This is a genomic window from Niallia yueguangensis, assembly GCF_052663115.1.
In genome coordinates, this window is the sequence record NZ_JBQTCX010000004.1 from 115,493 (window position 1) to 128,589 (window position 13,097).

General features: G+C 35.7%; 12 protein-coding genes. All 12 read left to right on the forward strand.

The features are described from left to right. Positions 1-152: 152 nt before the first annotated feature. The 12 genes from ACTYA4_RS05410 to ACTYA4_RS05465 all read left to right on the forward strand — a co-directional run bounded on the left by ACTYA4_RS05410 (position 153) and on the right by ACTYA4_RS05465 (position 13,077). Positions 153-485, forward strand: coding sequence for a nucleotide pyrophosphohydrolase (locus tag ACTYA4_RS05410; RefSeq protein ID WP_443479952.1), 333 nt, complete (start codon positions 153-155; stop codon positions 483-485). Between the two features lie 158 nt (positions 486-643). Then, positions 644-1,444 carry a 4-hydroxy-tetrahydrodipicolinate reductase gene (dapB, locus tag ACTYA4_RS05415; RefSeq protein WP_443479951.1) on the forward strand — a complete coding sequence of 267 codons (801 nt, stop codon included), beginning with the start codon at positions 644-646 and terminating at the stop codon, positions 1,442-1,444. Between the two features lie 11 nt (positions 1,445-1,455). Then, the gene (gene mgsA, locus ACTYA4_RS05420; RefSeq protein ID WP_443479950.1) at positions 1,456-1,878 is read left to right on the forward strand and encodes a methylglyoxal synthase; all 423 of its coding nucleotides are present in this window, start codon (positions 1,456-1,458) and stop codon (positions 1,876-1,878) included. Beyond that, positions 1,847-2,587, forward strand: coding sequence for a bacillithiol biosynthesis deacetylase BshB1 (gene bshB1, locus ACTYA4_RS05425; protein ID WP_443479949.1), 741 nt, complete (start codon positions 1,847-1,849; stop codon positions 2,585-2,587). Before mgsA ends, bshB1 begins: the two co-directional genes overlap by 32 nt. Further along, positions 2,584-3,720 carry an N-acetyl-alpha-D-glucosaminyl L-malate synthase BshA gene (gene bshA, locus ACTYA4_RS05430; protein WP_443479948.1) on the forward strand — a complete coding sequence of 379 codons (1,137 nt, stop codon included), beginning with the start codon at positions 2,584-2,586 and terminating at the stop codon, positions 3,718-3,720. The genes bshB1 and bshA overlap by 4 nt, the downstream gene beginning before the upstream one ends. A gap of 2 nt (positions 3,721-3,722) precedes the next feature. Then, complete coding sequence (locus ACTYA4_RS05435; protein ID WP_443479947.1) at positions 3,723-4,925, forward strand: CCA tRNA nucleotidyltransferase; 1,203 nt, start codon at positions 3,723-3,725, stop codon at positions 4,923-4,925. After that, positions 4,910-5,887: a biotin--[acetyl-CoA-carboxylase] ligase gene (locus tag ACTYA4_RS05440; protein WP_443479946.1), complete on the forward strand. Its 978-nt coding sequence runs from the start codon at positions 4,910-4,912 to the stop codon at positions 5,885-5,887. The genes ACTYA4_RS05435 and ACTYA4_RS05440 overlap by 16 nt, the downstream gene beginning before the upstream one ends. 449 nt (positions 5,888-6,336) lie before the next feature. Beyond that, complete coding sequence (gene panB / locus ACTYA4_RS05445; protein ID WP_443479945.1) at positions 6,337-7,173, forward strand: 3-methyl-2-oxobutanoate hydroxymethyltransferase; 837 nt, start codon at positions 6,337-6,339, stop codon at positions 7,171-7,173. Beyond that, on the forward strand, positions 7,170-8,036 hold the full coding sequence (gene panC / locus ACTYA4_RS05450) for a pantoate--beta-alanine ligase (protein ID WP_443479944.1): 867 nt from the start codon (positions 7,170-7,172) through the stop codon (positions 8,034-8,036). The genes panB and panC overlap by 4 nt, the downstream gene beginning before the upstream one ends. Before the next feature lie 16 nt (positions 8,037-8,052). Further along, positions 8,053-8,436 carry an aspartate 1-decarboxylase gene (gene panD / locus ACTYA4_RS05455; RefSeq protein ID WP_443479943.1) on the forward strand — a complete coding sequence of 128 codons (384 nt, stop codon included), beginning with the start codon at positions 8,053-8,055 and terminating at the stop codon, positions 8,434-8,436. 946 nt (positions 8,437-9,382) lie between these two features. Further along, positions 9,383-12,166: an ATP-dependent DNA helicase DinG, 3'-5' exoribonuclease type gene (dinG, locus tag ACTYA4_RS05460; protein WP_443479942.1), complete on the forward strand. Its 2,784-nt coding sequence runs from the start codon at positions 9,383-9,385 to the stop codon at positions 12,164-12,166. A 428-nt stretch (positions 12,167-12,594) separates the two neighbouring features. Then, a complete protein-coding gene (locus ACTYA4_RS05465; RefSeq protein WP_443479941.1) occupies positions 12,595-13,077 on the forward strand; it encodes a cell wall elongation regulator TseB-like domain-containing protein in 483 nt (160 codons plus the stop codon). Positions 13,078-13,097 lie beyond the last annotated feature (20 nt).

Consider the following 13,097-nt stretch of genomic DNA (forward strand, 5'->3'; position numbering starts at 1 on the left):
CACTTTTTGAGTCATGAGAACATTTTTCTTCGGGGCTGAACAAGGCGCTTCCACTTTTCTTAAAAGAAATGCTAAAATGTTTGTAAAAACCTATTAGATTAGCTAACATGTAAATGGATGTGTTGAATACTTTACGGTATGAGGTGGAATGGGTGAAGCAAGAGAAAACATTAAAAGAATTACAAAAAGAAGTCGATGAATATATCGGACAGTTTAAAGAAGGATACTTTAGCCCCCTTGCGATGCTAGCGCGGTTAACAGAGGAATTAGGTGAACTGGCACGTGAAATAAATCATCATTATGGGGAAAAGCCGAAGAAAACAACAGAAGAAGAAAAAGAAATCAACGATGAACTTGGAGATATGCTATTTGTATTAATTTGCCTTGCTAATTCTTTACATATAGACTTAGAGGAAGCACATGATAGAGTCATGCACAAATTTAACACAAGAGACAAAAATCGTTGGACAAGAAAAGAGCAATAAGAAAGGGGAAGCGCCTAGTTCAGCCTTGAAGAAAAATGTTCATGGCAAAGGGTTATTTTTCATAAAGGCTAGGTGCTGTAGCTGGACATAGAAAAGCAGTAATGAGTTATTAAAACAACAACATAATTACATAGAACATACATAAAGGAGCGTTTACATTGGAAAAAGTCAAAATTGTCATTGCAGGAGCACGAGGAAGAATGGGAAAGGAAGCAGTTTATTTAACAGGGCGTACTGAACATTTTCAATTAGTCGGTGTGTTGGATCATAAATATGAGGGAAAAAAATTAAGTGAATTAGATGGGTTTGCTTCCTATGACGTGCCGATCTATACCGATATTGACACTTGTTTGCAAACAGAAAAACCAGATGTGTTGATTGATTTAACCACACCGGAATTTGGCATGCATCATGCAAGAACAGCTCTTAGCTACGGTGTCCGCCCAGTAGTTGGCACAACTGGCTTTACGAAAGAAAATTTGCAGGAATTAGAAAATTTATGCGAAGAAATGAACCGCGGCTGCATTATCGCACCTAATTTTGCAGTAGGAGCAGTTCTTATGATGAAGTTTTCCAAGCTTGCTGCAAAATATTATCAAGATACAGAAATTATCGAGTTGCATCATGATCAAAAATTGGACGCTCCATCTGGTACAGCTGTGAAAACAGCGGAACTGATTGCGGAAGTTAGGGAAACGAAAAAACAAGGGCACCCAGAAGAAAAAGAAACGATTCCTGGAGCAAGAGGTGCAGATTTTGATGGAATGCGCATACACTCTGTTCGCTTGCCTGGATTAATTGCCCATCAACAAGTTATGTTTGGCGCAGATGGAGAATCATTAACACTAAGACATGACTCTTATAATCGCACTTCCTTTATGTCAGGTGTAAAATTGGCGGTAGAAGAAGTATTAAAAGTAAATGTGCTTGTTTACGGACTTGAAAATATTATGGAATAGGGGTGTGAAAAATGAATATTGCTTTAATTGCTCACGACAAAAAAAAGGATGACATGGTCCGATTTGTGACTGCATATGAATCAATTTTCTCAAAACACTCTTTATTTGCAACAGGAACAACTGGTTTAAAAATAAAAGAAGCAACTGGATTAGAAGTACATCGCTTTCATTCCGGCCCCCTTGGCGGCGATCAGGAAATAGGGGCGAAAATTGCCAATAATAACATGGATATGGTTTTTTTCTTTCGAGATCCATTAACGGCTCAGCCTCATGAACCGGATGTTACCGCATTAATACGATTATGTGATGTATATTCAGTTCCACTTGCAACCAATATGGGGACAGGGGAAGTATTAATCCGAGGACTTGAGCACGGTGATATAGAATGGAGAAATGTTGTACATGGAAAAACAGCAAAATTTAAAGAAAAGTAAATGGGAGACTATTGATATATTAGCATTTGGCGCACATAGCGATGACGTGGAAATAGGGATGGGGGCAACAATTGCTAAATACGCAAAAGCAGGCAAAAAAATTGTTGTTTGCGATTTAACAAAAAGTGAACTGTCTTCAAATGGGACGATCGATATACGGAAAAAAGAAGCGCTCGAAGCAGGGAACGTTCTCGGCATTACGGAAAGAGTCACACTCGATCTTCCAGATAGAGGCTTGTTTTTACAAGAAGCTTCAATCAAAAAAATAGTAGAGATTATCCGTCTATATAAGCCTAAAATCGTTTTTGCTCCATTTTTATTCGATCGTCATCCAGATCATGGTAATTGTGCGAAATTAGTAGATGAAGCAGTATTTTCGGCAGGAATAATAAATATTCAGACAGAAAACGGATTGGCACATCGAGTGCAGAATGTCTATTATTATATGATCAACGGTTTTCATAAGCCGGATTTTGTGATTGATACAAGTGAATATATGAATCAAAAAATCGATGCATTAAATTGTTATAAGAGCCAATTTATTAAATCAACAGAAAGTGTGGATACACCGCTTGTTAACGGTTATATCGAAAACATTCAAGCACGGGAAAAACTCTTTGGGCAAGAAGCAGGAGTATCTTTTGCTGAAGGGTTTATGAAGAAAAAGCCGCTATTATTGCATCATGATTTATTAGGTGGAAAAGAATGAAGAAATTAAAAATAGGAATTACATGTTATCCGACAGTTGGAGGATCAGGTGTTGTAGCAACAGAATTAGGGAAAATGCTCGCGGAAAAAGGGCATGAAATTCATTTTATTTCATCCAGCCTTCCTTTTCGATTGAAAAAAATGTATCACAATATTTATTACCATCAAGTAGAGGTTAGTCAATATTCTGTTTTTCAATATCCCCCATATGATATTGCCTTAAGCAGCAAGATGGCTGAAGTGATAAAAAGGGAAAAATTAGATTTGCTGCATGTGCACTATGCAATTCCACATGCTGTATGTGCAATTTTAGCAAAACAGATGAGCGGAAGAGATGTGAAAATTGTCACTACTTTACATGGCACAGATATTACTGTATTAGGATATGAGCCATCTTTAACAGATAGCATCCGTTTCGGTATTGAAAAATCAGATGTGGTGACAGCAGTTTCAGAATCATTAAGACAACAAACATATGATGTAATTCATCCTAATAAGCAAATTGAAGTATTGTACAATTTTATTGATGAGCGAGTATATCAAAAAGTAGAATCGACTCATTTGCGAAACGAATATGGCATACAGACAGCAGAGAAAGTTGTTATTCATGTATCCAATTTCCGCAGTGTAAAGCGAGTACCGGATGTTGTCAAAGCATTTTATCATCTTTCTGAAAAGGTACAGTCCAAGCTTTTGCTTGTAGGAGACGGCCCTGAAATGAGAAATGTAACGAAGCTGGTAGATGAATTGCAAATAAAAGACCGAGTATTATTTTTAGGAAAACAAGAAAATTTAGAAGAGTTGTATTCAATTAGTGATTTAATGCTGTTGCTATCTGAAAAAGAAAGTTTTGGTTTAGTAGCATTAGAAGCAATGGCTTGTGGCGTACCTTGCATTGGAACAAATATTGGTGGTATTCCGGAAGTAATTGTGGACGGTGAAACTGGCTATATTTGTGAATTAGGAAATGCTGAAGAAATTGGCGAAAAGGCAGCTGCCTTATTAAGTAATAAGGAACTGCATCAACAGTTTTCCTATCATTCCATTCAACGAGTACAAGACCATTTCCGTGCAGGATTAATTGTTAGCCAGTATGAACAAATATATGAGACGTTAATGAAAACTGGTGATTAATGATGAATAACGTATTCCAAGAAGCATTACCGATCATAAGAGAAATCGAACAAGCTGGGTATGAGGCGTATTTTGTTGGAGGGTCTGTACGGGATTTTTTGTTAGGCAAAGAAATAAACGATATTGATATTGCTACCGCTGCCACACCAGACGAAATAAAAAACATTTTTGACCGTACGATTGATATCGGCATTCAGCACGGAACGGTAATGGTGTTGCTTCATCATCGTTCTTACGAAATTACAACGTTTCGAACAGAGTCTACATATGTAAATCATCGTCGACCTTCTGAAGTATTTTTTATTAGGAATTTACGCGATGATTTAAAACGGAGAGATTTTACGATGAATGCCATGGCAATGGACAAAAATGGCAGCATTATTGATTATTTTCAAGGGGAAGATGCCCTGCAAAACAAACAAATTGTCACAGTCGGCAATCCAAACGAACGTTTTCAGGAAGATGCTCTTCGTATGATGCGGGCGATTCGTTTTGTTAGTACATTAGGTTTTTCTATTGAAGATAATACAAAAAAATCTATTACAGAAAATCGTCAGTTGTTGAGAGAAATTGCAGTCGAAAGAATAACGGCTGAATTTGAAAAATTGCTGAATGGTCCTGCAAGAATAGAAGCTTTAAAACATGTCGTTGAGACAAAGATTTATGAGTACTTGCCACAATTAAAAGGAAAAGAGGATGCATTAGTACAATGGTCGTCTATGCATACTGCTTTCTTAAATGGAAATGAAATGTGGGCTATATGTTTATTATGTTTGAAAATAAAAGATAATAAACTGATAGAACAGTTTTTACGCGCTTGGAAGCTGCCGGTGAAACAAATAAAACAAATCCAAAAAATCATGTTTTTTGTTTACAAAAAACAAAACAATTCCTGGACAGACATCGATTTATATGAAGCTACTTTATGTATTGCCTGCAGTACAGAAAAAGTTTCTCAAGCTTTTTGGCAACAAAAAAAAGATGTAGATATACAACATATAAAAGCAAGATATGAAAAACTGCCAATAAAGAAAAAAGCAGATCTTGTTATTGGTGGAGGAGACATCATGGCTTGGAGCAATAAACCTTCTGGACCTTGGATAAGAGAAGTTTTGAATGTTGTCGAACAAGCAGTCGTCGAACAAAAAGTTCGAAACGATAAGCAGGCAATAAAGGAGTGGCTACAAACATGTCATCAGATTTAAGAAAACAATTGCTGGAAGCTTTTACAAGTAAGCCGAATCAATATATTTCCGGCCAAGAACTTGCAAATGTATTAGGATGCTCCCGAACGGCAATATGGAAACATATAGAGGAACTTAGAAAAGACGGTTTTACATTGGAAGCAGTCCGTAAAAAAGGTTATCGAATAATTGATGTTCCAGAAAAAATTATTCCAGATGAAATTCGATTTGGCTTAATAACAAAAAATTTCGGCAGAAATATCTATTATGAGGAAACAGTGGAGTCAACTCAAAAAATTGCACATAAGCTGGCATTAGAAGGTGCAGAAGAAGGAACACTTGTTGTAGCAGAAGAACAGCTTGGCGGTAAAGGAAGACTGAATCGGAACTGGCATTCGCCGAAATATAAAGGGATTTGGATGAGTTTATTATTAAGACCGAATATTCCAATTCTACAAGCACCGCAATTAACATTGTTAACAGCTGTTGCAGTTGTACAAGGAATCGAAGAAGTAACCGGTTTGCAAGCACAAATTAAATGGCCAAATGATCTATTAATAAACAACAAAAAAGTAACAGGCATTTTAACGGAGATTCAAGCGGACAGTGATCGTATCCAATCGGTTATTGTCGGGATTGGCATTAATGTAAATCAGGAGCTTGAGGATTATCCAGAAGAAATTCAATCGCTTGCAACGTCTCTCTTGATTGAAAAAGGAGAAAAATGGAATCGTGCCAATATTATTCAAGCTATCCTTTTGCAATTAGAAAAGCTGTATACTGTCTATTTAGAGAACGGCTTTTATCCAATTAAAATATTATGGGAGAGCTATGCCATTAGTATCGGAAAAAAGGTTACGGCAAGAACTCTTACAGGAAATTTATACGGAGTTGCTCTAGGAATTACAGATGAAGGAGTATTGCTGCTAGAGGATGAAGATGGAGTTACTCATCAAATTTATTCCGCAGATATCTTAGTCTAGTAAGAATTGTATAGTTTTGTTATAATGCTTTTGTTGGGCAGTATCTTAAAGGAACTGCACCTTTTAGTTTTAATAAGAAATCATAAAAATTTCTTAACTTAGATGAGTGTCTAGCTCCGGCGCCTAGCCCCTGTGAAAGTAACCTCTTGTCTCTAAAAGTAAAAAACACTTTTTGAGCCAAGAGAACATTTTTCTTCGCGACTAAGCAAGGTGCCTACGCTTTTCATATCTGCCTAGATCCTAAAAGGACAAGGACAGAGGGAGGAAACGAAAAAATCAAAGTAATGAGGCTGTCCCAACAGCATAAGACCATATCTATATTAGGAAAATAATAACAATAGTTGTTTGGTTATTGTTGTATTTTTGCTGATTGGATAAGGCCGAATTAGTTGGGAGAGCCTCTTTTGTTGTGTTTTTGTACTACCCTCTTCCAAATAAAGGAGGAAATAATGAAATCAACAACACACTTTTTAAAAATGAAACAACAGAAAGAAAAAATTAGTATGGTAACAGCCTATGATTATCCCTCTGCAAAACAAGTGGAAAATGCTGCGGCAGATATGATCTTAGTTGGCGATTCATTAGGAATGGTTGTTCTTGGATACGATTCGACGATTCCTGTAACAATGAACGATATGATCCATCACGGCAAAGCGGTAAAACGTGGTGCGAAAAATACTTTTATCGTCATCGATATGCCTTTTATGAGTTATCATCTTTCTGAAAGAGACACTTTATTAAATGCAACGAAGCTTATTCAAGAGACAGGTGCAAATGCTGTTAAACTTGAAGGAGCCGATGATGTGATTGAAAAAATAAAACTGTTAACAAATGCAGGAATACCTGTGATGGCACATTTAGGATTAACTCCTCAAACAGTTGGCGTATTAGGCGGATACAAAGTCCAAGGAAAAAACCATCAAGAAGCAAGTGCCTTAATAGAAAATTCAGTAAAATGCGAACAAGCAGGCGCATTTGCTGTTGTGTTAGAATGTGTTCCGATGCAGCTTGCAAAAGAGATCAGCAATAAGCTGCAAATTCCAACGATCGGAATTGGGGCAGGTGTTGATACAGATGGCCAAGTCCTTGTTTATCATGATCTTGTAACGTATGGGGTTGAACGAGTGGCTAAATTTGTAAAACAGTATGCTAATATAAATGAACCGATAGAAAAAGCATTAAAACAATATATTAATGAAGTGAAAACAAGTGATTTTCCTGAAATGAAACATAGTTTTACGATGAAAGCAGAAGAACTGAGTCGTCTTTATGGGGGAAAACAATGAATATATTAACAAAAACAAAAATAGTAACAACAACAGAGGAGCTGCAAAGATTAACAACAACGCTTAAAAAAGAGCAGCTAGTCATTGGTTTTGTACCAACAATGGGTTATCTTCATGAAGGGCATCGTGCTTTGTTAAAGGAAGCAAGAGCAAATAATGATATTGTGATATTAAGTATATTTGTTAATCCGTTGCAATTTGGACCTTCAGAAGATTTAGATTCTTATCCAAGGGATTTTGAGCACGATAAACTTGTTGCGTACGAAGAACAAGTAGATTATCTCTTTTATCCAACAGTGGAAGAAATGTATCCTTCCTCCCCTTCGGTAACGGTAAAGGTGCAAACTAGAACAGATGTATTATGCGGCCGCACGCGACCTGGCCATTTTGATGGGGTTGCAACCGTATTAACGAAGCTTTTTCATTTAGTTCAGCCGCACCATGTGTATTTTGGACAAAAAGATGCACAGCAAGTTGCAGTAGTAGATGGATTAATTAAAGACTTTCATTTTCCGACGGAACTTGTAGCAGTGCAGACAGTTCGGGAAGAAGATGGTTTAGCAAAAAGTTCAAGAAATGTTCGCCTCTCTCCAGCAGAAAGAAAAGAGGCAGGCATTTTATATCAAACACTTGCCCTTGCAAGAGAAGAGTTAATAAAAGGAAATCATCAAATAGAACAGCTTATCAATACTTTAAAAAACAAAGTAGAAATAGAATCAAGCGGTATTGTTGATTATTTGGAAATATTAACTTATCCTGACTTGCAAAAAATAGAGCAGCTTGATGGTAAGATCATTGTAGCAATCGCTGTACAATTTAAATCTGCCAGATTAATTGATAATATAATTTTTGATCTTAATTAGGGGAAGAGGTGTAAACATGTTTCGAACTATGATGAACGGAAAAATTCATCGAGCAACCGTCACAGAAGCTAATTTAAATTATGTCGGCAGTATTACAATCGATGAAGCAATATTGGATGCGGTTGGAATGGCAGCAAATGAAAAAGTTCAAATTGTCAACAATAATAATGGGGCAAGATTAGAAACATATATCATTCCGGGAGAACGTGGAAGCGGCACAGTCTGCTTAAATGGAGCTGCTGCAAGGCTAGTTCAAGAAGGAGATATTGTTATTATCATTTCTTATGCATTAGTAGCAAATGAAGATGTTCACGATCATCAACCAAAAGTAGCGATTATGGATGAACATAATAAAATAAAAACATTGTTGCACCAAGAGCCTGAAAAAACAATTATGTAAAAAGCAGGTAGCAATAAAGTGAGCAAGGTCTGTTCTTTAAGGGCAGACCTCTTATATTTTTGCTGTAAAGATGGAATAATAACTCAAACTTCGCAGTTATAAATTCCTCTTCATGTATTGTCATAACTTGGTTTAGAGCTAATTAGAAAAGAGTGATTGAATAGTCTTTTAGGGTGTTTTTTTGCAAATATTATTCCTTACAAATAGGGGCTTGCTTTCCGTTTCAGGATGCTCGCTTTCCGTGGGGCGTGCGATGAGCCTCCTCGGCGCTTGCGCCTGCGGGGTCTCATCTAACCCGCTAATCCCACAGGAGTCTCGCACCTTCCACTTCAATCAAGCCGTTTTATTAATTAGTTGCTGTCGTTGAACTGGTAAAAACACCCACTTTATAGAAATAGACTCAAGCGGCACATTTTGGTAGAACAACGTTGAATAATAACATGAAAAAAATCAACGCTACTATTGTTTAGCAATAATACCTTATGAAATTCGAAAACAAGAACTTATTTTAAAACAAGTTGCTTGTAACGGAGGGTGCGAAGACTCCTGCGGGAAATGTGGGAAGGCTGAGACCCCGCAAGGCAAAGCCGAGGAGGCTCAGCTCCCACCCCGCGGAAAGCGAAGCAACCCGTAGTGGAAAGCAACCTCAACAATAAAAAACAAGCCTTCCTTTTTATTGTTCTAAACCAAGTCCTATCAAGATTTGCAAACGAATTTGAAGGTGCGAAGTTTGAGTAATAAGAAGTAATGTAAAAGAATTTAATTGTAAGCTTTTTATGATGTTCATACGGACGAAGTGTATTCAGGCTGCGATTCTAAAAGCAACATTCTATACAAAAACAGCCTAAATCACAATCGAATTTAACAGGTCAAATAAAAGTAATATCTTTTCCTTTTTTCGATTTTATGTTACCTTTTGAATGACTGAAAGTAAGAGGTGGATGTAATGGAGAATAAATTTGTTGTAATTGATTTAGAAACAAACGGCAATTCTCCAAAAAAAGGGGATAGAATGATTCAATTTGCTGCTGTTGTAGTTGAAAATGGGGAAATTGTGGAAGAATTTTCATCATTTATTAATCCTTTACAACCAATTTCGCCGTTTATAGAAGAATTAACAGGGATAAATGATAAAATGGTCGAATCAGCACCATTATTTAAAGAAGTAGCGGACAAAATTTCTCTTTTGCTAAAAGACGCCTATTTTGTAGCACATAATGTTTTGTTTGATTTATCCTTTTTATCAGAAGAATTGCAATATGCAGGATATGAACCGTTTTATGGACCGGTTTTAGATACAGTAGAATTAGCTCGAATTTTATTTCCGACTGCAGATAGTTATAAATTAACCGATTTGGCAGTTCAAGAGGGAATTGATCATACAAGACCTCATCAGGCGGATAGCGATGCCTACGTAACAGCAGAATTACTTCTACTTTTATTAAAAAAAATAAAAAGCTTGCCTTTGCAAACGATTAAACAGTTAAAAAGGCTTAGTGGTTCCTTAAAAAGTGATGCTGATTTATTGTTGGAAGGGATTATAGATGAAAAACAAAAAAAGGTCGAATACATACCAGAACATATAGAAATCTATCGTGGATTAGCATTAAAAGTCCAACATAATGAAAAGGTCCAACATAATCACTCAAATAATTCAGCCCCATTTGCAGCAGAACAAATGGATGAAGCAATGAGTATAGCGCTTCCTTTTTATCGGAAAAGACAAGGGCAAATAAATATGATGGAAACGATCTATCAAGCATTTGAACAAAATCAACATAGTTTAATTGAAGCTGGGACGGGGATTGGAAAATCATTAGCGTACTTAATTCCTTCGGCCTATTTCGCAGTAAATAATCAGAAACAAATCGTTATTAGCACGTATACGACCCAATTACAAGAGCAAATAATCCGAAAAGACTTGCCGCTATTAAAACATATATTACCATTTTCTATTTCTTATACGATATTAAAAGGAAGAAACCATTATATTAGCCTGGATAAATTCGAAGTTTCCCTTTGTGAACAAGATGATAACTATGATATTATTTTGACTAAAATGCAAATTCTTATCTGGTTAACAGAGACATCAACAGGCGATAAAGATGAATTAAATCTTTCAAGCGGCGGCGTCATTTATTGGGATAAAATAAAAAATGATGGGAATTTCTCATTATCTATGTCAAAAGCATGGGCTCCAAAAGATTTTTATCGTAAAACAAGAAATGCTGCACAAAAAGCGCAGTTAATTATTACAAATCATGCGCTTCTTTTAAAAGATTTAACTACTGAACAGAAGTTGCTTCCTACATATGAATATGCCATTATCGATGAAGGACATCATTTTGAAAAAACGGCAACGAAGCAGTTTGGATATCAGCTTCCATATGTAGCAGCCAAATTAAGTATAAACGCAATTGGAACATTAGAACAAAAGCAATATTTCTATCAGCTGCAATTATTAATAGCTTCCGAGGACAAAAAAAATAAGGGTAAATATAATCAACTGTTTCATGATTTACAAGCAGAGCTAGAAGAATTCTTTCGTTCCCTTTTACGATATGCGAAAAAAAATGGACGGAAACATGCTGTCATAAAAACTAGCTTTCGCTTAAAAAGCGATGGATCAAAAGAATGGAATCATTTACGAAGTGTTGCAGAAAGATTAGTATTTCTTTTTAAAGATTGTCATGCTGCAGTTACAGAAACAATAAATGAATTAAAAAGTTTAAATGAAGTAATATCATCCAAGCAAGTAATGCTTGTAGAAAGAATTACAGCTATTCAAAAAGAATGGGACGATTATATGAACTCCCTTCGCAACATTTTTTTACGAGAAGAAGATAATATTTCCTGGTTGGAAGCAGATTTAAAAACGTATCCAAATAACGCTGTTTTATATGCACAGCCATATTCTGTTGCAGGCAGGTTGCAAAGAGATTTTTTCACACAAAAAAGCAGCATTATATTTACTTCTGCGACCATGTCAGTAAATAACTCTTTTCATTATTATGTTGATTCATTGGGATTAACAAATAGTCATTATGTAGAGAAACAAATTCCTTCCCCTTTTCCATATGAAAAGCAAGTAAGATTGTTCATACCAGAAGGGGTGCCGGAAATTAATAAGGTGCCGTTAGAAGATTATATTGTATCTATTACAGAACATATCATCCGGATAGCGGAAGCGACAAATGGAAGAATGTTAATCCTTTTTACAGCTAATGACATGCTGCGTAAAACGTACGATTTAATGAAAGAAAGTGGTTGTTTAGAAGACTACGCCATTTTAGCGCAGGGCATTACAACGGGAAGCAGAATGCGATTAACGAGAAATTTTCAACGGTATGATAAAGCAATTTTGCTTGGAACAAACAGCTTTTGGGAAGGAATCGATATACCAGGCGAGGATTTAACATGCTTAATTATGGTTCGTTTGCCATTCTCATCACCTGATGATCCGCTTACGGAAGCAAAAAATGAACAAATTAAGCAAAATGCTGGAAATCCATTTTTAGAAAACAGTTTGCCTGAAGCGGTATTACGATTTAAGCAAGGATTCGGCCGCTTAATTCGTACAGAACAAGATAAAGGGTTTATTGTCGTTTTTGACAGGAGAATTATTACTACTTCTTACGGAAAAACGTTTTTGCAATCCATTCCTGCAGTCCCTGTAAAAACAATGCCGCTAAATGAAATGATTGGCATTATTAAAGAATGGTTATCGTGAAAAGCTGCTGTACAAAACAAGATGAGGAAATGAATAAAAAAATTTAATCGTTTTGCCTAATTTCAACCTAAAATTGTTCCTTTCTGTTCAGGTATGCTGTTATAATAACTGATGAGTATAAACAATTTATTTACATGAAATGGGTTAAAATATAAAATTAATCATATAAAACAACTTTATATGGATGTTGAAATACAAACGTATTTTTTTAGGCTGTTTTCGTATAGATTATTGCTTTTAAATTCGCAGGCTGAATACACTTCGTCTGTTTAGCGAGCGTCGAGCCTCCTCGTCTTTCTCGCATTCCCACAGGAGTCTACGTGAATTCAGCCTGCTGAGTACTTCTTTTCGATTTTTTATGTGCAAAACAACAAATTTTGAGAAACAGCCTATGACAATAGAATGAATAAAAAGAAGTGATGAATTAGATGAAAAAATGGATTTGGATACTGGCTATTGTTTCCTTTATTATAATTGGATTCGTAATAAATATTTATTTAAACGCTGTGGAACCAGTAAAAGCGGCAAGCTCTGAGGCTGAAACGATTGCCAAAAAGGAAGCAGATATACATACAGTAGATAATTTTACTCTGTTTCACGGAACAGATAAAAACACTTATTATATTGTAGAAGGAAAAAATAGCAAAAATGAAAACATGATTGTTTGGATTGAAGAAAAAAACCATACAATTACTGTTAGAAAACAAAAAGATGGGATAACTAAAAAACAAGCGATTAATAAATTATTAGCGAAAAGATCACCAGCGAAAATAAACACTGTTCGCTTAAGCATGATACGAGGCATTCCATCTTGGGAAATTAATACTCATTCAGATAATAATTTAATAAATTATTATTATTTAGATTTTGAAACAGGTGAAGAATTACTTTTAAATATTGAAAATATATAATTCAAAGGTTTTGGTTGGAG

Bases quoted from the DNA above. Each gene is read 5' to 3' on its own strand.
- ACTYA4_RS05435 (WP_443479947.1), top strand. From the start codon at position 3,723: ATGAATAACGTATTCCAAGAAGCATTACCGATCATAAGAGAAATCGAA.
- bshB1 (WP_443479949.1), top strand. From the start codon at position 1,847: ATGGAAAAACAGCAAAATTTAAAGAAAAGTAAATGGGAGACTATTGAT.
- panC (WP_443479944.1), top strand. From the start codon at position 7,170: ATGAATATATTAACAAAAACAAAAATAGTAACAACAACAGAGGAGCTG.
- ACTYA4_RS05465 (WP_443479941.1), top strand. From the start codon at position 12,595: ATGAAAAAATGGATTTGGATACTGGCTATTGTTTCCTTTATTATAATT.
- ACTYA4_RS05440 (WP_443479946.1), top strand. From the start codon at position 4,910: ATGTCATCAGATTTAAGAAAACAATTGCTGGAAGCTTTTACAAGTAAG.
- bshA (WP_443479948.1), top strand. From the start codon at position 2,584: ATGAAGAAATTAAAAATAGGAATTACATGTTATCCGACAGTTGGAGGA.
- dinG (WP_443479942.1), top strand. From the start codon at position 9,383: ATGGAGAATAAATTTGTTGTAATTGATTTAGAAACAAACGGCAATTCT.
- panD (WP_443479943.1), top strand. From the start codon at position 8,053: ATGTTTCGAACTATGATGAACGGAAAAATTCATCGAGCAACCGTCACA.
- mgsA (WP_443479950.1), top strand. From the start codon at position 1,456: ATGAATATTGCTTTAATTGCTCACGACAAAAAAAAGGATGACATGGTC.
- panB (WP_443479945.1), top strand. From the start codon at position 6,337: ATGAAATCAACAACACACTTTTTAAAAATGAAACAACAGAAAGAAAAA.